The sequence below is a fragment of the Pseudoflavonifractor sp. An187 genome, from assembly GCF_002160275.1.
GTDB lineage: Bacteria > Bacillota > Clostridia > Oscillospirales > Oscillospiraceae > Enterenecus > Enterenecus faecium.
On the sequence record NZ_NFKG01000027.1, the window covers coordinates 1 to 21,656 of the forward strand.

The window sequence follows — 21,656 nt, forward strand, 5'->3', positions numbered from 1 at the left end:
GGTGATGGTGAGGGTGAAGGACTCGCCCTCGGTGACAGCGGTGGTGCCAGCGGGAGACACGGTGCCGCCCTCATTGGCGGTCACGGTGACGTTGCAGGTCTGGTAGTCGGTGTCATTGGCGTTGCCGCCCAACACCGCCGCCGCCTGCATCTGATCCAGGGAAACCGTCAGCATCCCATTGACATCCAGGCTGGTCAACAGGGACAGGCCATTGTCCAGGCTGGCGGTACCCTTCACAACGGTGGTCTGCCATTCGGCCTGGCGGCCCATCACAGAGTCCGCAGGCACAGGCACCCGGCGAGACCCGGACACCAGGCACAGCTGTACCACACCGTTGGTGCCGGCCGGGATGTTCTGCTGGGTGTAATCCTGTCCATTGAAGAGAATGCCCAGCGCCACATCCGGCGCCGCCGCTATGTCGTTGAGCAGCGGAATGGACATCTTGCGTCCCACGTTGCCCACCGCATCCTCCGCATAAATGGTAAGTTCATGCTCCAGCACGGTGTTGTCTACGGGAATTTCCACGCTGAGAGTACCATCCTCCGGAATGGTGACGGTTTGAGCCGCCTGACCGTCCACCAGAACGGTGACCACGGCGCCCGGCTCGGACAGCCCCTCCACCGTCACAGTGTCGGAGAAGTAGTCTCCGTCCGCCGGGGAGATCAGCTGCAGTCTGGGGGCGGTGGTGTCCACCCGGAACATATACTTGACCGATACGGCATCCCCCTGCTCATTCTCGCCCACCAGGGACAGAATGTGGGTGCCCTCTGTTAGGCCGCCGTCGTCCGGCAGCACATCCGTCTCCGCCCGTCCGGACAGATAGATCGTGCCGATCTGCTCCCGCTCCCCGCCAAACAAATTGGCAAAGAAATCTATAGCCTGATCCAGGAAATTCTGGTCTGTGCCCGCCTGCCATTGGCCGGAAGCCACGTCGCCGTCCAAGGTCCAGGTGCCGGACACCGGCATATCCGAGGTGATCTGGATGGTGGCATTCACCCCGTTGATGGTATCGGTACCGTCAACGCTGACACTGCCCTCCGCCTGCACCGTCACCGTGGCCTTTTGGGGGGCCTGCATGGTGATGGCACTGCTCAACGTCTCCTGTGACAGGAAGATCTCACCGTTTGGGCCGGTGGTATATCCAGCCAGACCGATCTTGTAGACCTTTCCGGCCTCCACACCCACCGTCTGCTCCACGCTGGTCACATCGTCACGGCCCTCTGCCTCAGAGGGAAGCACAGCATTTCCATCTCCGTCCACATAGGCGGAGGTGGTATACCGCCCGCCCAGGGTGAGGGTCTCCTCTGGGGCCTCCCCAGAGGTCTCCACCCACTGCTGGGCCAGATCGGTGGCCACCAATCCGGTGTCCGTCTGCTCATAGATGGTGGCCACATAGCCGTCATATGCGCCCTGCTTCTCCACGGCCACATCGATGCTGTAATCGCCGCCCAGCTTCACGCTGTCAATGACAGGCGCCTGGGGCTGGTTGGGGTTGGTATAGGCCAGCGGTTCCTCCACCTTCACCACGTCGTTGACCGAGCGGGTCTCACTGGAGCCCACCACCTGGATGGTGTAACTGCCGCTGGGCAGATCCGTGGGCACGGCAAAGGTGGCACTGCCCTGGGTGGCCCCAGCCACCCCGCCGGAGATGATGCCGGTATCATCCGTCTCATACAACAGCGTGGTAGTGGACTCTCCCTCCTCCGTCTGGCTCACTGCGTACACGGCCACATTTTCCACGTCGTTGAGCTCGCTGCCCTGCCAGGTCACGGTCAGCTCCTGGGTCTGGTCGTTCCACTGAACGCTGGCAGAATCCAAGCCGGGCAGGTAGGCGATGTCGTACAGGGCGGACTGGGCCGAAGCTCCCAGGGTCAACCGCCAGGCGTGGTAGTCCTCAGCCTGGGTGAAGGAGATGGTCACGTTGGCCTCACCGCTCTCCTGGTCATAGGACAGCAGCGCATTGGCGTCACTCTGCTCCTCTGCATCCTGGGTGGTGTCCAGCCACCGCAGGCTGTAAGTCTGGCCCGGGTCGTCCGGGTCGGTGAGGGTGATGCCCGGGGTGCCATAGCGGCTGTCCCCCATGGCAATGCGCTGTGCCTGCTCCAAGCTGTCCGCCTGGAAGGACAGGGTCAGTGCCTTTCCAGAGGCGCCGGAATAGCTGCCCAGCTGGATGACATGGGTCATGCCGTCGGCGCTGCGGTCAATGGAACTCTCCCCGTTGGTGCGGGTGGCTGTACCGGCCAGATCAAAGGTCCGCCGGTCGGTGGCCGCCTCCAACCGGGCATTGGTGCCCACGCTCATATACAGCACCCGGCCGGTTCCGGCATCCGTGTAGACCGGGATCCCGGACAGGGCCGCAGGCACCGTGGCCTCGGGGGTGTTGTACTTGCCAAAGGCAAAGTCCACGTCGCCGCCCCAGTAGTAGGTCACACCCATATCCAGCATCAGCACATGGAGCGCGCCCCAGATCTTGGAGGCATTCAGGCCCAAATCCACATCACCAATATGGATCTCGCCGATGAGGGGGATTTTCGGGGTGGTCACTCCCGCTGTGGCAAAGCCCTCCCAGAAAAGGCGGTTTTCCCGTTTGTCCTCCTCCAGGACGATGGAACCACTTCCTTCGATGATGTCCAGGATGTTCAGCTCAATGCCGGCATTGAGCCTCAATTCCGGGTACCACTGGGTGGTCAGAGAGGCGCTTTCCAGCAAGGTGATCCCGGCAATGTTCAGATCCCGCATCCCCAGCGAGAACTCTCTCATCCCCATGGTCAAATCCGCCCGGGCCTGCAACACCGCAAACAGGGCAAACTGTCCGGAGAAAATGAGCTTCAGCGGCGGCACACGGGAGGAGAGAAACACCGTGTCGGCCAGGCCCTCCACGCCGCCGCCGGCACCCTGGATCCAGAAAATCCCCATGCCGTCCACGTTGATGCCGGGGGTAAACCCGCCCACATAGAAATAGATCTTATTGGGCAGCGGAATGTTGTTGTACGCCGTGATGACCAGCTCTGCCTCCATATTGAGGATGGCAAAGTCCGCAGAGCCGTACACGCCCACCTCCCACAGGTCCCGGTCGGGCATGACCCGTAGGTTCAAGGTGCCCTCGACCCCGGGCAGTCCATCGGCATAGGAGGGCAGCGCCACCTCCACCGAGGCGTTGAAGCCCACAAACCCGCCGCCAAAGAGAATGTCGTGGACGTACAGGGACAGGCTTCCGGTCTCCGCCTCCTCCCAGGCCTGCTGGTCGGCGGCATACCGGGCCTGCACATCCCGCAGCTGGTCTGCCGTATAGTTGCTCTTGGCCAGATTCAGCTGCACCGCCTCCAGCGTGGAAGTCTGCCGGTTGCCCCAGTCAAAGTTGCTGGGCAGCAGGAAGTCGGGGGACATCTCAGCTCCGAATGCCACCACCCGCTTCTTGGGCGTCTGGTCGGTCACGGTCCCAGTCTCCAGCGCCATGAGGCCAAACTGGCAGTAACGGAACTCAAACAGAATGCCCGCCAGGGTCTGTGCTGTACTGGCTGCGCCCGGCCACACCAGCGTAATGGCGTTGGTGTTGGCCACGCTGTTCTCCACATCCGAGGTGGGGTTGCCCATGTAGTCGTATTGCAGCAAGGGGTACTCTTCGCCATTTTCCAGGCTGGTGATGGCACACACGCCGTTCCACACCTTGGTGCGGCTGTTGGTGGTATACACCTTGCCGTCGATGTCGGTGTTGATGACCTGCTCCTCGGTGCCTGGATTCTCCACCCGGATGGTGAGGCTGCCCGCCTCCACATCCAGACAGTTGCTGATGTTGATGGTGCTGCTCACGGTCCCATCTGCGGCCTCCACAGACACCGCACTGGCACTCACCAGATTTCCGTCCTCATCGTACTGGGCGGTAAAATCACCCCGGAACTCCAGCAAAACCTGGTTTTGCTTTTCCATGTCCGTCAGGCTGCGGTCGTAGCTTGTTTCATCGTCATACAGCCTGAGGGCATAGCCGTCCTCACCATCCTTTTCAATGGTGACGACACCGTACACGTCTGAGATGTACTCCGGCTCCTCTGTGACGGAGAACTGCAGGGCCGACGAGGTGGTGGGTTCCTTCCCTGCCTCTGCCCAGTTGAATACCACCTGGTAGCCGCCGGGATCCAGGTGCTGATCCACCACCAGGTCCAGGCTGTTTTTGTCCATATCCAGGAATACCTTACTGCTGTCCAGCACCAGGTCGGTGCCGCCGGACAGAGATTTTAAGTACACCGTGTAGGCAGATGTGTTTTGCAGCAGCTGGAAGTTCTGGCCGGAGAGAAACAGATGCCGGGTGCCGTCGGTATAGATGATCTGAGGATTGAGACTGTGAAAGGTGAGGATCTCCCCCAGAACCCCGGGGCACAGCACATAGAACTCCCGACTGGCCAGCAGGTTCTGCTCCAGAAGCTCACCGGTATCGCTGATGTCATAACAGAGGATCTCAAGTTTCCGGTACTCGCTCACCGGGAGGGGGGACACATTGTAGTAAAATTCCACCTGTGCCTCTTCTCCCGGCTGAAAATCCCGGACCACCTGATAAAAGTCCTCCCGTGCGCCGCCTTCATAGAGCAGCCCCTCATAGTAATCCTCGTAGGGCTGTATCCCATTGCGCACCCGGGTCACCACAGCCATCTGGCTGACTGCGTCATCGGAGATGTTGCTCACAGACACCTGCAAATGCACATCCCCCTCAGTGCCGCCTTCCACCTGGGAGAGATAGGCGTCCTGTTCCTCGTTGAAGGTCATGGAGGCGGGCAGCTCCGGGAAGTTGATGGCGGCCCGCTCCTCCTCCCCCACCGTCACGTTGGAATAGACCCCGTAGTAGGTGCTCATCACCGCCGAGTCATCGGGCGTGATCTGGCCCAAGTCGTAGTACAGGGCGTAGGCACTGTCTGCGGTCAGATAGGTCTCATTGTAGGGGTTGGTAAAGTCCAGCCCCAGATCCGGTGTAAAGTCAAAGGAAGTCTCAGCCAGGTTGTTCCAGTGGCCAAAGGCCAGCTGATAGGGCTCCACGGTTTGACCGTCCAACGAGGCATTGACCGTATAGGCGGTCATGCTGGGCGCGTTGGCGTCGTCCACCGCAAACATGGCGCCCGAGTAGGCCTGGCCGTCCCGGTTGTCCAGCACCTGTTCTGAGGTGATGTGCTGGTAAATGCCATTCACTCCAGGCAGCTCATAGGTGGCCCAGTCCTGGTAGCCCAGGGCGGTGTCCAGCATCAATCGGAGTTTCACATTCTCCACGTCATCCCGGTCTGTGGAGACTTGGTAGCTGATGGACACCATGCCATGCTGGGCAGAGTTCTGGTCGAGGAGGGAGAGCGTCTGCACCATGGTCAGGTCCTTCACGCTCCACTGGGCCTTCAGCGTGTTGCCCTCCTTGCTGACCTCCACGTCACTGCTGTCCAGGCCAAAGAAGCCGTAATCCCGGCCAAACACATAGTCCTCGGTGGACCCGTCCGTTCTGGTGACCCGCACTGAGGTGTAGGAGGTATCATAGTCGGCCGCGGGGTAGAGCAAATTCTTGTTGTTGTCGGACTTATTGAGCTTGTCGCCCTCCTCTGTGTTGACCAAAAAACCGCCGTTTTCCGTGGACATGGAGACAGAGAGGTACCCGTCACTCAATTCCAGATTGTCTGCATTCTCTCTCGTTTGAGCCTCGGCGGCATATGCCAGCACGCCGGGCGCGGCGGTGGCCATGACCGCCACCGCAAGCGCCCCGGACAGTGCTCGTTTCCACAATGTTTTCATAGTTCCTCCTCGCCCCCTCATTTCACGTACACCACAAACCGGTAGGTCTCATGCAGCTGGGTGGTCAACACAAAGGTGTAGTAGCCGGGTGTGGTCATCTCCACCTCCACGGTCCTCTCCTGGTCGGAGACATAACCGCCGGTGAGGCTGGTGCTGCCGGTTTTCATCTGGCCCACCGTCTTGTTGCCAGCTTTCCAGTCCAGCTTGTAGCGGTTGCCGTTCAAGGTGACTTGCAGCTGTTTTGTACCCGCATCCACCACCAAAATGTCATCCCATACCGCAATCTGACCGTCCACCGTGATGGTGGGTTCTCCTCCGGCGCGCACGGTGAGCTTACCCTCCAGCACCCGCTCGTTTCCCGCGCCGTCCCGCACGGTGTAGATCACCGTCTGGGTGCCGCTGACCGCCGGGTCGTACACAAACTCAAATTCCATCCCCTCCGGGGTGCCCAGATCAAAGGCGGTAATGTTGTCCCGCAGCAATGCGTCAATTTCCTCTCTGCTGGTGCCCGCAGCCACGGTCAGGTTCTTCCGGTGAAGCAGGACTACCGGCGCCGTCCGATCCGGCACAGGCACCTTCAGCAGCTGTGCCACGGCCGCGTTTCCGTAATCATCCACCACACGGATGGAGGGATAGAGCCCGGCCAGATCCTCTGCAATCTGCACCTGCGTCCACACGTTGGCGGAAATGGGCACCGGGCTTCCGCCGCTCACCGTCATGGTGGCGGCGCGATTGACCTTCACGTACAGCTGGTCTCCCACCTGTGCCTGATAGGTGGCAGGGGCTATGATGCCGCTGTCACTGGCGGTGGTGGACACCTGCAAGGTCAGTTCCTCCTCCACCAGCCCGTCAATGGCCACAGAGACCGTCACTGCGTTCCCCGCAAGGTCTGTAAAGGTATACTCTTTGACACCATTTGTACTCACGTCTACGGATATGGACTCCCCACGTGTTCCGCTTTGAATCAACACCACAGGCTCATCCGCTGTGAAGCTGATCTGCGCCTGGCGGTGGTTGTCGCCATAGTCCACCTGATAGGTGATGTTGGGCAGTGTGGTATCCACGTTGTCCACCTCATCCAGGTTTACAGCGCCCAGCAGATCATCCCGCCCGGCGGCCACCGCACGCAGGGTCAAGGCCGGTGCGTTGTTGTCGTACGTGACCGTCACCTGGTTTTCCAGGAAGGAGATGGTCACCCCTTGGGGCACTGGGATCTGCTGTCCCTGACTGTCAATGGGATAGACATCCTGCAGCCCTCTGCTGAACTGGATCTGGGCGCTGACCTCCTGGTTGGTGGCGGACAGAGCATGGTTTGCCGACCATTTGACCTGATCCACCACCTGGGGCGGTGTGGTGTCCACGCCGGTGACTTCCATCTCCATCTGGCCTGTCACCAACTCACCCCGGTACTCATAGGAGTAGAACACATTCACCGGGCCGTTCTCCCACACCGTCAGGTAGGAATATCCATAGAAAGAGGAGTTGAGATCCTGATCCAACACGGCATCCGGCACCCCGTCGTTGTCGGCGTCATTGGTGATTTTCAGCTCGGTGACCCCTTCCATGTTGGGGGGCATCAGATAGATGCGCACACTGGCACCGTCATCCACCGCCACTTGGGCATACTCAGGATCCACCTGATCCCCGATGGCCGTAATATTCACCGATACCGCTGTCACATGATCCGCCTCATCCACGGCGTAGAGCACAAACTGCGCATTGCCGGTGATCTCCAGGCTGCGGCCCTGGAGCTTCACCCCCGGGATCTCATCACTGGTTCCGGTCTCGTAGGTGGGCGCCTCCCCGTACAGGTCCGACTTGATAAACAGCCGCACAGCGCTCTCATCCACAATGTCCACGTTCCAGCGATAACTCTCCGCCCAGCCCATGCTTCTGACGAAGGCATCCATGTCGGTGTACACGTTTTCCGCGCCGTATTTTTCCCGATAATCCGGCAGGGTGGCGCCATCCTGGGGCCGCTCTTCATGGAGGTACCAGAAGGCAACCCCCGCCTCAGCCGGTGTATCCTTGTATACCCGGTATCCGGTGATGCCCACATCGGGCGCCACGGTGTCCGCCTCCTGGGTCGGGTAGGGTTTGATCTCATAGTCCAGGGTCACCGTATAGTCCGGCCCCTGAACCCCGTACTGGTTGACGTAACCGCGGAAGGTATAGCTGGTCTCCCCGCCGGCGGTAAAGACATACTTGGGACAGGTGCCTGTCTGGGGGTCCACGAGGGTGCTGCCGTTTTGATCCACCAGGTAGGCAGTCACATCCCCGTAAATCACTTGATTCTCCAGGTCCACACTGGTGTAGCTGTCCCACCGGACCATAGGTTCGATCTCCTCTTTGTAAATGTTGCTGACCTGGAACCCGCGCACATAGGCTGTCTCCTTGGAGCTTATCCACACCTCGATATAGGAATTCTCCGACACGGTCACCTGTACCGTCCCGTTTTCGTCCGTGGCAACCTGCCAGGACGGATCCGGATTGATAATTTCCACCTGATTGTGTTCACTGGACACCGTCATGGTCACCGGATCCTGGGTGTAGTCCAGGGTGGAAAAGCTGATTTTGGGATCCTCGGGCAGGGCGGTGATCTCCACCTCCTGCTGATACTCATTTCCAAAAATGTCGTCGAAAGTGATGGTGTACGTGCCATTTTCATAGATGGGGAGGGAACAGAATGTGCCGTATACCACGTCCACGGCAATGCGGCTGCCGTGGGGGTCTATGAGCTCGGTGACCCGGAACATTCGGTTGCCCTGGATATAGCCCTGCAGATAGTTTTCCGTCCTCTCTGCGTCTTCCCTCAAAACCGGTTTGGTGTTGGAGGCAGAGACCTGGAAGGTCTCATACAGAGCCTCTTCGGCAGCTCCGCTGGCCTTGTAGCTGGCAGAGACAACAATGGTGTGTTCCACCATAGCCCCCTCTTCCACCGACGGATCGTAGGGGAAGTCCCCGTAAATGGTCAGACCTGCTCCCCCGTCGGCTGTCGCAGTGGTGGAAAAGGATTTGATGCCCCCCTCATTGCGCTGGCTTTCATTCTGGTCCATCGCTTTCACATCGACGGCACTGCGCTGATCCACCTGAATGGTGAGGCTGTCCACGGCGTCCAGCACCTGATCCCAGGCATCTGTCTCTTCTGCGGAGAGTCTGATCCGGTAGGAGTTCTCGCCGTCGGCGGAGGCAGAGGCAGACACCCCTGGGGTTACGTCAGCTATGCCGTAGTACTGGGTATCGCTGCGCTCCACATGGAAGCTGGGATAGAATACCTTGGCGTTGCCCGCGCCGTCATAGATCACCAGGCACTGCGTGGTATTCAGGTCTGAGTCGATGGGGGCATCAATCCGGGCACCCATGGACCCCCACTCCCCGTTTTGGTTGGCCTGGAAGCGCAGCGGTTCCTTCCAATCGGTGACTTCCTGGTAGATCCAGACGGTTTTTTCCTCCCGGTATCCATAGTACACCTTTACATCTCCGCTGGGAGAGAAGGCATTGGCCACGGTCACGTCCACATATTCGGTGTATGCCTTTCCGGACTCTGTCTGACCGGTGGGGCCAAAGGAGTAGTTCAGCTCCAGCTCCGGGCTCTGGGTGGTGAGGTTGATCTGCATCTGATAGATGGGGGAGAGTTTTCCGTTTTCCATCTTCAGTTGATAGTAGATGGTGTTTGCCCCCACGGCATACTTCAGGTTATCGTTGCCCGCATCCTGAACCGAGTACTGGGAGATGTCATCCACAATGTCGCACTCACCCCCATACCGGTCGTACCAGTCCAGGTTGCTAAACGCAAGCAACCGGGATACGCCATTTGCACAGCTGACATCCTGGAAGTCCAGGTCGTTGGGGTCGCCGGTGGCGCCGGCATTCCAGATTTTCATGCCGGACACGAGCCCCAGATCCGTTCCCAGCCATTGGCCATATCCGTCTTCTTCCGTAGACTGGGAGGCCAGCGTCAGCTTCAGCAGTCCCGCATTATTGTGCAGGCTGTTCATGGTCTCCTCGTAGCCCACGATGTAGCCGTTGACGGTAACCGGGGTCACCTTTCTGGCCTCTGCCACATCCTGCCCATCCTGGGGGGTCACAGCCTCCGCCCCACTGGGCTTGGAAATGCCCACGTTCAACACCTGGAGAGTCTGGCCCTCCTCGGCCGTCTTGCTCCAGGCCAGGCCGCTGCCATTGTCGTAGGAGAAAGCGACGGGGAGATACCCGTCGTAGGATGTCACACCAAACTGACCGGGTATTTCGCCGGCATCCAGCAGCAGATACCCTTCCCGGCCGGAGGGCAAGGCACTGGGCAGGTAGATCTCCTGCACCCCGCCCCCCTTTTGCGCCACATGGAGCCACAGCGTGTACGCTCCGGTGGTCAACTTGTTGCCATCCAGATCCTGTGCCGGTACCGAGAACCACTGCTGCTGTCCGGCGCTGAAGGGGATTTTCTCCGAAATGACGCTCTCCGGAGCGGGTGCCCCATCCGCAGCCTGGACCAGCTGTCCGTCTTGATCGGTGCGGACGAACAGCGCATAGGAGTTTTCCAGATCCACGTCCTGTACACCCCAGTCGTCATACAGCTGATTGCGCAGCGTGATCCCGATTCGGGCGCCTGTCATGGACTGGTCGAATTTGTAATAGTCATAGGTGAATGTGTCGGTCTCTTCCACCCCTTTGCCGGAGCTGTCCTGCACTTGAATTTGACCATCGATGTCGTAGACGTCGTCTCTTTCCGGCGCATAACACACCTGCAGCTCCACATCTTCCGAGCGCGTGACATCCGTTTCATCGTCCACAGCCTGGGATGCCACGGGTGTCATGGACTGGGCGCTGGCATTCAGGCGCACCGTCACCGGGCCATAGTAGCTCCAGTCCGGGGTACCGGACTCCACCGTCAAATACACACCCTCAGCGATGGACACCCGATACCACTCCACAGCGTTGGACGCGGAACCGAACAAGGTCTCCCCGTCGGGATTGGTCACAATGCCCACATAGGTCTGGTTGTCCATGGTCATTATGGCCCGGACATAGAGATCCCCGCCCTGGGCGGTCTCACCAGTCCAGCCGGGCCGGTCAATCACCAGTCCCGGGTCGGCGATGGGAGCATCCAGGTTGTCAGACACAGAATAGTTGACAATGGTTTTGGTCAAATCCGCAGTGACAGACTGCTCCACCTGGGCCATGTTTCCATGGACATCGTAGGCCTGCACCACCAGCTTCTTGGAGACAGCAGTGACGCCGGAGACCGTGGTCTCCACCGTCAGCAGGCCGCCGGTCTCATCCCAGTTGTCCACCATAATCCAGTTGCTGTCCTGGGCTTGCGCGTCTGCTTCCACCCATTGGTATTTGACCAGCTCCACCCCATTGAGATCCTGGGCGTACACGGTGGCCGTGAGGGTGGCAGTATTGTTTTGGTTCTGGTCCTGCCCGGACACCGTTTTGACATTGGAGATGCTCACGGTGGGCGCCGCATGGTCCACGGAGATATTCTGGCCCTGGGTACTCAAGGCCACCTCTCCACCATTGCCCAGCAGATCCTGGGCGTAGAGGTGAATTTGGAAGGGGGCCTGGTCATCCAACTCCACGCCTTGGGTGTCGGTCAGTTTCAAATGCAGGTAGTATGTGCCGTCCTGCTGCATGAACACATCGTTCCAAATCAGATTCCCGCTGCTGCCTATGGTGCCGGTGCCGGAGTAGTTCTCCGGGGTCTCGGGAGACATATCAAAGGTGTACTGATAGGGAACGTTTGAGCTTCCCTTGCTGGAAGTCAATGCCACCTTTCCACCGGCCATGCCTGCACTCAGGCCGTTCTCCACCGAGTCCTTGACCTCAACGGCAATGAGAAACTCGTCCGCAGCCACCGTCTCCGCCTGTTGGATGGTCACCGAAGGGGCGGCAGTATCCAGGAAATTTTGCACCGTGGGCGGGTTGTCGCTGACGTCCACCACGTTCTGGTCCTGGGTTTCCATGTAGTTGCCGCTGATGTCCCGCAGGTGTCCGCCGGTGGACAGGCTCACCGCCTGGATCTGAACTCCCTGCGGCGTGAAGTCCTGCTCCACCGTCACAGACTGGAACACCAGGATGGATACCGGCTCTGCGTTGACGCCGTTGGCATATCCATCCTCCACATCCACCAGGGGGACGGTCACCGGTACCAGATCCCCCCCGTCATTTCTGGACAGATTCCAGGTGAGGGTAACGTCCTCCATCTCCTCCTGGGTCAGCGGCGCAATGCGCTCGCTGAGCTGCACCCGCAGCTGCACCTGATCCCCGGTGGTGGAAAAGAGCTTGGTGCGGTCCAGGTCCTCCGGCCACTGGCCGGGGAGCGTGGTCATGCTGGCATCCACGTTGGTGCCGGAGAGCAGCACCTTGTCCACATTGACCGGGTCATTGTCCAGAAACAGCGCCTTGGCGCGGACGTTCTTTTTGCCGTCTGCCATCAGCATTACCGGGTTGCCCGCCAAATCGGTGACAGGGGTGTTGACCTCATAGTAGCTGTCCTGGGCGCTGGTGATAAAGTTCTGGTAGAGATACAGGCTGTAATTGAGTTGGGAGGTATCCGTACGATTCTCCAGTGAGACGATCTGATACTCCTCTCCCTCCAGTGCGCTGGTGTCAACGATTTGGAAGCCCAGGGCTCCGCCCTTGTGGCTGGCGCCCTCCAGCCCATTTTCCAGGGCGACGCACTCCGCCTGAAGATAGATCACCTGGGCCGCGGGGTCGTCTGCGGGAACAACCCCCACCTCCAGCTTCAAGTCGGCCAGGTCCTCTTTGGTGGTGCTCTGGTTTGCCGGCCGCATCATCTCCTGCTCACAAAGCCAGATTACCGGCTTCCCGTCGTACGCTTGGGCGTCTTCCGTCACCAGGATCTCCCAGGGGTCCGGGTCGGACTCAGTCACCTGGCCCGGCGAGACCATGTCGGCCAGAACATACCACGCCGAATGGGAAGAGGCATCTTCCCCTGTACCCACAATGGTCATCCGGGGGTTGGTGTGGTCGGGCATGGGGGTCCAGGTGCTGGAACAGGGCGAACTGGGCCGGTCACTCATCTCTCCCACCAGGTCGTTCACGGAGTGCCCCACCTGAATGTTGTCCTTCTCTGTACTGGCCACAGCGCCAGTGCCCATGTTCACATAGATGTCCTCCCAGGAATAGGCCTCCGGGAAGGACTCATCAGGGAAGTCCTTCCAGTCATAAGTGACATTCCAGGACCCATACCCGGCTTTTGTCCAGAACTCCATGTAATACAAGTGATCGTCGCCACGGACCGTTCTCATGTACACCCCTGAGCTGCTGCTCACCTTGGACATATTCTTGGTCAGGGTATAGCCGGAAAAGTCCACAAAGTTGTAGTACGCCACGCTTCCGTCTGGCTGGGACAGCGTATTCTCCACCACAGCGGCGGTTTGCTTGTTCATCACATTCACCGGGGTGCGCTCCGGCATCTCCAGATAGTTCTCCGCCGCACTGGCCTTAAAGCCAACCCCCTCCAGGCTCCAGAGCCCGGACATCTCCAGAAGCATACCCGCGGCCAACACCGCACTGACCACGCGCCTGCCCTTCTTGCCCCATGGCACCTTCTTTTCTCCCATTGTTCTCATACGTTCCTCCTTGTCTTGCCCTCGACATCCACTTGATCCGTTTCTTTCCTGATCTCCTTTCCCGGCATCCATCAACAGTATCATCGCTGGATATAGCTGGTTTCATTCTAGTTTGACGTTCCCATGTCAGCAAGGTAATTGGCAACAACGTATTGTTTCTGGCAAGAAAGAATTTCCACTGGCTGGCATCTGTGTCCATTCTATGCTATGATGGTCGAAAGGGGGCATCGAAGCGCCTCTGGCACCCCCTGACTTTGGGAGAGAGGAGACGGCGTGGATGCGCATTGCGTTGGTGGATGACGACCGCGGGTTTCAGCGGTCTGTGCAGGCGCTCTGTCAGGAGTTCGGCGCCCGGCACTGTGTGCACATGGAAACCGACTTTTTCTCCTCCGGTGAGGAGTTCCTCCAACACTTCACCCATGGCAGCTATGACCTGATTTTTATGGACATCTACATGGGCGAGATGGACGGAATTGCCGTTGCTTCGCATATTCGCCGCACCGACCGCTGGGTGAAGCTGGTCTTTTTAACCTCCAGCTCGGATTTTATGCCGGAGGCATTTTCCTTCCACGCCTTTGAATACCTGACCAAGCCCCTGGACAAGGACCGCTTTTTTCAGGTGTTGGCGGATGTGCACCTGATGGACGATGCCCCTCCCTTTGTCAATCTGACCAGCGGCAGACAGACCCACTCTGTCTTTCTCGATGACATACTCTCTGTGGTCACCGATGCCCATTACCTGGAGGTCAAATTGAAAGGTGGCACTACCCTCCGCTGCCGCATGACCGTCTCCGCATTTCAGACCCTGGTGGGAAAGGATCCCCGGTTTCTCTGCGTCAACAAAGGGGTGCTGGTCAACGCCGACTACGTCGCCGAGATGAGCAAGGATCAATGCGTCCTTCAGGACCAGTCGGCCTTTCCGGTCAAGGTCCGACAGAGCCAAAAGATTGTGGACCAGTTGAGAGCATACAACTTTGAAAAGATCCGCAGCCAACAACGGCATTCCAGATGAATTTTGATTGGAAAAGAGGTGACTTTCGTGGATGCTGCCCCCTATGTTCGGGCCATGCTGGAGTTTTCCATCATCATCCCCGCCGCCTGGATCTGCTACTGTCCCATGCACGATTCGCTGAAATATTCCCCCAGAAAAACCTTTCTGCTGTGCGCCCTTGCGGCATTGATTTACTTTCCCCTGATCGGCTTGTTCCAGATGACGTTTTCCCATATCATCCACATCAATGTCCCCCTTGGCATCTCGGTGGTGCTGTTCTTCCTTCTCTATCACCGAACGCTGCGCACCAATCTTTCCCAGTCCGCGGCCATGTTTCTCAACGCCTGTGCTCTGATGTCCTTTCCCAGCAGCTTTGCCTATGCCTTTGACGCATGGCTGCACCCCACCTCCAACTACTTGGGCTTTTCCTTTTCCGCGACGCTGTTCCAGTTGGCCCTGTCCTTCGCCATTGCCGCAGCCGCCACGCCATTTTTGTGGAAGCACTTTGCCTACGCCATTCGTACCATTCATTCTACCGCGGTCTGGAATACCTTTCTCATCTTTCCCGTCCTGTTCACCGCTTCCAATGTGTTTACCATCCCACTTTCCTACCAGACCCTGCACACTGGCAGGATGTTCCAAATCTATGTTGGCATGGAAACTCTTTTCCTGTTAATGCTCTTTTTTATCTATGCCATTCTCTACCGAATTTCCTATGTTCTGGCCGAACAGCACCGCCAAGAGGAGCATACACACTTTCTTCAACTTCAGCTCAAGCAATATCAGTCTCTGCAGGAATATGTGGATCGGACCCGTCAGATCCGCCATGATTTTCGCCACTCCATCCATGCCCTCTCCCAGATGGCCCACGCCGGAGATATGGATGGGATCACACGCTATCTCCATGAATATGAGCAATCCATCCCTCCATCTTCCCCCTTAAAGTACTGCAACCTCAGCGGGGTCAACGCCCTTTTGAATTACTACCGGGACATTGCCGCAGAAGAACAAATTCAGACCAATTGGAACATTCACATTCCCGCCCTCCAGCGCATACCGGAACCAATGCTATGCGGTCTGCTGGGCAATATCCTGGAAAATGCCGTCTCCGGGTGCTCCACTGTGCCGCCCCATATGCGCTATTTCAACCTGACCATTGATATGAAAAACTCCCACGATCTGTATATTGTCTCCAGCAACAGCTTCAACGGCGTGGTGGTCAAGCACAACGGAGAATACCTGTCCACCAAACATTCCGGCAAGGGCATCGGCCTGTCCTCCATTGCCGCAACCGCCAAGGAATACGGCGGCACCCTGGTGGTCTCCCACACCGACACCGCGTTTTACATGGACGTTGTCATTCAAATCCAATAGGAACCCCCCGGCATAGCCGGGGGTTCTTCATATGCGGGCAAAGCCCTTTGTTACTAGCCACGCCTCAAGGCGTTAGTACGGTCTGCCACTTGCGAAAGATTAGTGCTTGCTACCCGTAAACGGGTCGATGTATTCCTTGATTGTCATCTGGTCCCCAATTTGGTCTTCTTTGAGCTGGTTCTGGATATACTCTGCTATCTTTTTCGCATTTTTCCCTGCTGTGTCCACGTAGTACCCTCGGCACCAAAATTGCCGATTCCCATACTTGTACTTCAAGTTGCTGTGCCGCTCAAAAATGATGAGGCTACTTTTCCCCTTGAGAAACCCTACGAAACTGGACACGCTCATTTTCGGCGGTATCTCTACAAGCATATGTATATGGTCGGGACACACTTCTGCTTCTACAATCTTTACCTGCTTCCAGTTGCACAACTCTCTCAGTATTTTCCCTATTTCTACTCTGTTGTCCTTATAAAAGACTTTCCTGCGGTATTTCGGTGCAAACACAATGTGATATTTACAATTCCATGTTGTATGTGCTAAACTGGTCTTGTCATTAGGCTTCATGCCTTTTGTCCTCCTTTTGATACTTTTGTGCAGTTGGCAGACCGCACTCTTATTGTATCAAAAGGAGTTTTTTCTTCATATGGAACGCTAAAGCTTTTTTTGAACTCCCCGGCACAGCCGGGGGTTTTCATTAGACAAAAAAAGAGGCGCTGCAAGCCTGTGGCTCACAGCACCTCTTGGGGTTATTTTACCGTATTGCGCAGAACGCCGATGTGGGAGATGTCTACTTCCACCACATCCCCGGACTGCATGGGGCCAATGCCAGCGGGGGTACCGGTGGCCACCACGTCACCCGGTTCCAGAGTCATGGAGGCGGTGATAAACTCCAGAAGCTTTGGCACGGTGGTGATAAAGTCCCGGGTGTTCCCCTGCTGGACCACGCTGCCGTTGAGGCGGGTGGTAACCTCCAGGCGGTCGGGGTCCACCCCGTCCACCACCCAGGGGCCCACCGGACAGAAGCCATCCATGGACTTTCCACGGGTCCACTGCCCGTCGTGCTTCTGCACATCCCGGGCGGTGACGTCGTTGAGGCAGGTGTAGCCCAGCACATACTCTGCATAGTCCTCTGCACGGATTTTAGAAGCCCGGCGGCGGATGACCACCGCCAACTCCCCCTCATAGTCCAGGCGCTGGACAAACTCCGGCGGGTCGATCTCCCCGCCAGGGGTGTTGAGGGCATTGAGCCCTTTTAGGAAGAGGACGGGGAATCCGGGGGGCTCAGCCCCCATCTCCCGGGCGTGCTCGGCGTAGTTCTTCCCCACGCATACAATCTTGGTGGGGGTACAGGGGGCCAACAGCGGACAGTCTGCCAAGTTGACGCTGCCTCCGTCGTACTCCACGCCCTCATAGGGGGCGCAAGTGAGGGTCTTCACCTGCTCTCCCTCCACTACACCCCACTGGGGGCCGCTCTGGCTGAGAAACCGCACGTACTTCATCTCTCAGCCCTCCATATGGTTGAAGATCAGCTCCAACAGGGCCTGCTTGCCGTCCCCCTTCTCCGCGGAGAAAGGAATGACGGGGACGGCCTCGGGCAGCTCCAGGGTGTCCCGCACCCGCTGGAGATTCCCCTCCACCTCGCTCTTTTTCAGCTTGTCCAGCTTGTTGGCCACCACCACATAGGGCTTGTCGGTGGTGAGGAAGAAGTCGCTCATCACCTTGTCGTCCGCCGTGGGCTTGTGGCGGGCATCCACAATGAGAATGCCCAGAGTCATCAGAGAGGTATCGGCAAACCAGCCCTCAATGAGCTTGGCCCACCGGGCCCGCTCGGCCATGGACACCTTGGCGTAGCCATAGCCGGGCAGGTCCACCAGGTAGAGCTGTTTGTCAATGAGGAAGTAGTTGATATGGGTGGTCTTGCCGGGAGCGGAGCCCACCCGGGCGAAGTTCTTGCGGTTGAGCAGACGGTTGATTACCGAGGACTTGCCCACGTTGGACCGCCCGGCAAACACCACCTGGGGCAGAGCGTCCCGGGGAAAGTCAGCGGGCTTGGCCGCCGAGCGGACAAACTCCGCCTGATTCAAATTCACCTTCATATCGCTCACCTCACTGGCACAGATTCACTGCCGTCCCAGGGGTCTTTGCCTCCGGGGGCAGAACGGCGTCAGGCGCTTTGGGGGGCTGGCCGTCAGAGACCAGCGCACAGGCCAGCACCTGGTCGGCCTGGGACACAGGGATAAACTTCAAGCTCTCTCGCACCAAGGGGTCAATCTCCTCCAGGTCCTTCACATTGTCTTCGGGGAGAATGACAGTACTCATACCATTGCGCAGGGCGGCCATGGTCTTCTCCTTCAACCCGCCAATGGCCAGCACCCTTCCCCGAAGGGTGATCTCCCCGGTCATGGCCACGTCACCCCGCACCGGGGTTCCGGTGAGGGCGGACACCATGGCGGTGGTGATGGCAATGCCTGCCGAGGGTCCGTCCTTGGGCACAGCGCCCTCGGGGAAGTGGACGTGGATGTCCTTGTCCTTATAGAAGGTGCCAGGCAGCCCCAGCTGGCTGACCCGGCTGCGGATGAAGGACAGGGCGGCCCGGGCGGACTCCTTCATCACGTCCCCCAGGTTGCCGGTGAGCTCCACCTTTCCGGTGCCCTCCACCACGTTGACCTCCACCTCCAGGATTTCGCCGCCCACAGAGGTCCAGGCCAGGCCGTTGACCACCCCCACCTGGGGCTGGCCCGCCGCCTTGTCCTTGGCGTAGCGCCGGGTGCCCAGGAAGTCGGACAGGTTGTCCGGGGTGATGTGCACACTCTTGCACCCCTCCCGCACCAGCTTCATGGCAGACTTCCGGCACAGCTTGTCCAGCAGCCGCTCCAGACGGCGCACCCCGGACTCCCGGGTGTAGCCGGAGATGATCTGGTGCAGGGCCTGGTCGTTGAGCTTCACCTGGGTACGGGTGAGGCCGTGGGCCTTGAGCTCCTTGGGCCATAGGTGGCGCTTGGCAATCTGCACCTTCTCCTCGTCGGTGTAGCTACCCAGTTCAATGATCTCCATCCGGTCCAGCAGAGGCCGGGGGATGGTATCGGTGGTGTTGGCGGTGGCGATAAACAGCACCTCGGACAGGTCAAAGGGCATCTCCAGGTAGTGGTCCCGGAAGGTGGCGTTCTGGTGCACGTCCAGCACCTCCAGCAGAGCGGCGCTGGGGTCACCCCGGTGGTCGCTGCCCACCTTGTCCAGCTCGTCCAGCACCAGCACCGGGTTGACGCTCCCCGCCTGGCGGATGCCGGCGATGATGCGTCCGGGCATGGCCCCCACGTAGGTCTTGCGGTGGCCTCGAATCTCCGCCTCGTCATGGACGCCGCCCAGGGAGATGCGGGCCAGCTTCCGGTTCATGGCCCGGGCCACGCTCATGGCAATGGAGGTCTTACCCACACCGGGCGGGCCCACCAGGCACAGCACCTGGCCCTTCAGATTGGGGGACAGCTGCTTGACGGCCACAAACTCCAAAATACGCTCTTTCACCTTTTCCATGCCGTAGTGGTCGGCCTCCAGCACCTTAGACACGGCAGCCACGTTGGCCCGCTCCTTGGTGCGCACCGTCCAGGGCAGCTCCAGGCAGGTATCCAGGTAGCCCCGGAGTACCGAGGCCTCGGCGGAGCCGTAGGGCTGCTTCTCCAGATGTTTGATCTCCTTGAGCAGCTTTTCCCGTACTTCGTCGGGCAGCTTGGCCTTGGCCACACGCTCCCGGTATTCAGCGATCTCGTCGCCGTCGCCCCGGTCGCCCAGTTCTCGCTGGAGCACCTTCAGCTGCTCTCGCATGTAGTAGTCACGCTGGTTTTCCGCCATCTGCTCCTGGACCTTGCCCTCCAGCTCGCTCTCCACCTGGCGGATCTCCACTTCCCGGGCCAGGATGCGCACCAGCTTCTCCAGCCGCTTGGCGGGGCGCAGTTCCTCCAGGATGAGCTGCTTGTCCTCAAAGCGCAGGGGCAGGTTCTGGGCGGTATAGTCGGCTATGTACACCGGGTCGTCGCTGGCTAGAAGCTTCAAATACAGCTCCGGGGACACCCGGTCGGACAGCTCGGTGTATCGCTCCACCATGGAATAGATCTGGCGAATCAGCGCCTCGGTGCGGGGCGTATTCTCCCGGGCGGCGGGCTCCTCCTCCAACAGCTCCAGCTCGGCGGTGAGGTAGGGCTCAGTGGTCAGCAGCTGCAGCATTTTACCCCGCTGCTTGCCCTCCACCATCACCCGCACATTGTTGTCGGGCAGACGGAGAATCTGCTTGATGGTGGCCACGGTCCCCACCTGATACAGGTGCTCCTGGGCGGGGTTCTCGGCGGCCAGGTCCTTCTGGGTCACCAGGAAAATCTCCCGGTTCCCGGTCATGGCCTGTTCCAGGGCCCGGATGGAGAACTCCCGACCCACATCGAAATGAAGCAGCAGATGGGGAAATACCGTAATAGCCCGCAGGGCCAGGGCAGGCATGGCCACAATTTCCCGCTCATGTATGGTCTCACTCATGGTTGTATTCCTCCTTTCCACCTCCCAAAAGGAGGCGATATAAGCAAAGGGGCGAGCACGAGGCCCGCCCCTATCAAAATTTGGTTAGGATGCGTTTCCCTTCCGGGCCGCCTGTCCGCCCGGCTCCGCCCGCAGAGATGCAGCGCCCAGTCTGGGTCTGACGGGACGGCCTTCCTCCCGCACCACCTCAGGGGGCTGCTCTCCCCGGATGGCTTCGGGGGTGATGATGACCTTGGCGATGGAGTCGTCCGAGGGCACATCGTACATGATGGGAGTCATCACTTCCTCCAGCACCGCCCGCAGACCACGGGCGCCGATCTTCCGCTCCACCGCCTTCTGAGCCGCTGCCTCCAGGGCCTCAGGGGTGAACTCCAGCTCCACGTTGTCATACTCCAGCAGCTTCTGGTACTGCTTGACCAGAGCGTTCTTGGGCTCGGTGAGGATCTGCACCAGCTGCTTGCCGTCCAGAGCCTTCAGGCCAGTGATCACCGGCAGACGGCCCACCAGCTCGGGGATGATGCCGAACTTCAGCAGGTCGTGGGGCTGCACGTTGCGGAAGATGTCCTCCTCGCTGCGCTCGGCCGCGGTGCGCACCTGTGCACCAAAGCCCATGGTCTTCTGGTCCATGCGCTGCTCAATGATCTTCTCCAGACCATCAAAGGCACCGCCGCAAATGAACAGGATGTTCTTGGTGTCAATCTGCAAGAACTCCTGGTGGGGGTGCTTGCGGCCACCCTGGGGCGGGACATTGGCCACCGTACCCTCCAAAATTTTCAGCAGAGCCTGCTGCACACCCTCGCCAGACACATCCCGGGTAATGGAGGTGTTCTCGCTCTTCCGGGCGATCTTGTCGATCTCATCCACATAGATGATGCCCCGCTGGGCCAGCTCAATATCGTAATCTGCCGCCTGCACCAGCCGCAGCAGAATGTTCTCTACGTCGTCACCCACATAACCGGCCTCGGTGAGGGTGGTGGCGTCGGCAATGGCAAAGGGCACCTTCAGCACCCGGGCCAGAGTCTGGGCAAAGAGAGTCTTGCCGCAGCCGGTGGGGCCTACCAGGAGGATGTTGCTCTTTTGCAGCTCCACCGAGTCCCCGCCACCAAAATAAATCCGCTTATAGTGGTTGTACACAGCCACGGACAGGGCGATCTTCGCCTGCTCCTGGCCGATAATATATTCATCCAGCACATCCCGAATCTCTCGGGGAGTGGGAATCACGTCGGGCATCTCCGGACTGCCCAGCTCCGGGCGCTCTTCCTCGTCCAGAATGCTCAGGCAGAGGTGGACACACTCGTTGCAGATGTATGCCCCGGGTCCGGCAATGATACGCTCTACCTGCTCCTGATGCTTGCCGCAAAAGGAACAGCGAACGGTTTTGTACTCATCTCGAGCCATGAATTACCTTC

At 59.1% G+C, this 21,656-nt stretch carries 9 protein-coding genes; 2 read left to right on the forward strand and 7 right to left on the reverse strand.

Going from position 1 to position 21,656, the window contains the following annotated elements:
* Both B5F22_RS09780 and B5F22_RS09785 read right to left on the reverse strand, forming a co-directional pair.
* A partial coding sequence (locus B5F22_RS09780) for a DUF4175 domain-containing protein (RefSeq protein ID WP_143482234.1) occupies nucleotides 1-5,760 on the reverse strand: 5,760 nt, incomplete at its 3' end.
* A 17-nt stretch (nucleotides 5,761-5,777) separates the two neighbouring features.
* Nucleotides 5,778-13,358, reverse strand: a complete 7,581-nt coding sequence (locus B5F22_RS09785) for a hypothetical protein (RefSeq protein WP_143482235.1) — start codon at nucleotides 13,356-13,358, stop codon at nucleotides 5,778-5,780.
* A gap of 277 nt (nucleotides 13,359-13,635) precedes the next feature.
* Between B5F22_RS09785 and B5F22_RS09790 the strand changes: the two genes are divergently transcribed.
* Together B5F22_RS09790 and B5F22_RS09795 are read left to right on the forward strand one after the other, a co-directional pair.
* Nucleotides 13,636-14,370 carry a LytTR family DNA-binding domain-containing protein gene (locus tag B5F22_RS09790; protein ID WP_087392421.1) on the forward strand — a complete coding sequence of 245 codons (735 nt, stop codon included), beginning with the start codon at nucleotides 13,636-13,638 and terminating at the stop codon, nucleotides 14,368-14,370.
* Nucleotides 14,371-14,373: 3 nt separating this feature from the next.
* Nucleotides 14,374-15,723, forward strand: a complete 1,350-nt coding sequence (locus tag B5F22_RS09795) for an ATP-binding protein (RefSeq protein WP_158096682.1) — start codon at nucleotides 14,374-14,376, stop codon at nucleotides 15,721-15,723.
* Nucleotides 15,724-15,822: 99 nt separating this feature from the next.
* Here B5F22_RS09795 and tnpA read toward each other — a convergent pair whose 3' ends face one another.
* The 5 genes from tnpA to clpX form a co-directional block, all read right to left on the reverse strand.
* Entirely contained in the window at nucleotides 15,823-16,290 is a 468-nt protein-coding gene (tnpA, locus tag B5F22_RS09800) for an IS200/IS605 family transposase (protein ID WP_087392423.1), read from the reverse strand.
* 182 nt (nucleotides 16,291-16,472) lie between these two features.
* Nucleotides 16,473-17,225, reverse strand: a complete 753-nt coding sequence (locus tag B5F22_RS09805; RefSeq protein ID WP_087392424.1) for a fumarylacetoacetate hydrolase family protein — start codon at nucleotides 17,223-17,225, stop codon at nucleotides 16,473-16,475.
* Between the two features lie 3 nt (nucleotides 17,226-17,228).
* Nucleotides 17,229-17,822: a ribosome biogenesis GTP-binding protein YihA/YsxC gene (yihA, locus tag B5F22_RS09810; RefSeq protein WP_087392425.1), complete on the reverse strand. Its 594-nt coding sequence runs from the start codon at nucleotides 17,820-17,822 to the stop codon at nucleotides 17,229-17,231.
* 10 nt (nucleotides 17,823-17,832) lie between these two features.
* Complete coding sequence (gene lon / locus B5F22_RS09815; RefSeq protein WP_087392426.1) at nucleotides 17,833-20,247, reverse strand: endopeptidase La; 2,415 nt, start codon at nucleotides 20,245-20,247, stop codon at nucleotides 17,833-17,835.
* 84 nt (nucleotides 20,248-20,331) lie between these two features.
* Complete coding sequence (gene clpX, locus B5F22_RS09820; RefSeq protein WP_087392427.1) at nucleotides 20,332-21,645, reverse strand: ATP-dependent Clp protease ATP-binding subunit ClpX; 1,314 nt, start codon at nucleotides 21,643-21,645, stop codon at nucleotides 20,332-20,334.
* Between the last annotated feature and the right edge of the window lie 11 nt (nucleotides 21,646-21,656).

Bases quoted from the DNA above. Each gene is read 5' to 3' on its own strand.
- clpX (WP_087392427.1), bottom strand. From the start codon at position 21,645: ATGGCTCGAGATGAGTACAAAACCGTTCGCTGTTCCTTTTGCGGCAAG.
- B5F22_RS09805 (WP_087392424.1), bottom strand. From the start codon at position 17,225: ATGAAGTACGTGCGGTTTCTCAGCCAGAGCGGCCCCCAGTGGGGTGTA.
- yihA (WP_087392425.1), bottom strand. From the start codon at position 17,822: ATGAAGGTGAATTTGAATCAGGCGGAGTTTGTCCGCTCGGCGGCCAAG.
- B5F22_RS09790 (WP_087392421.1), top strand. From the start codon at position 13,636: ATGCGCATTGCGTTGGTGGATGACGACCGCGGGTTTCAGCGGTCTGTG.
- tnpA (WP_087392423.1), bottom strand. From the start codon at position 16,290: ATGAAGCCTAATGACAAGACCAGTTTAGCACATACAACATGGAATTGT.
- lon (WP_087392426.1), bottom strand. From the start codon at position 20,247: ATGAGTGAGACCATACATGAGCGGGAAATTGTGGCCATGCCTGCCCTG.
- B5F22_RS09785 (WP_143482235.1), bottom strand. From the start codon at position 13,358: ATGAGAACAATGGGAGAAAAGAAGGTGCCATGGGGCAAGAAGGGCAGG.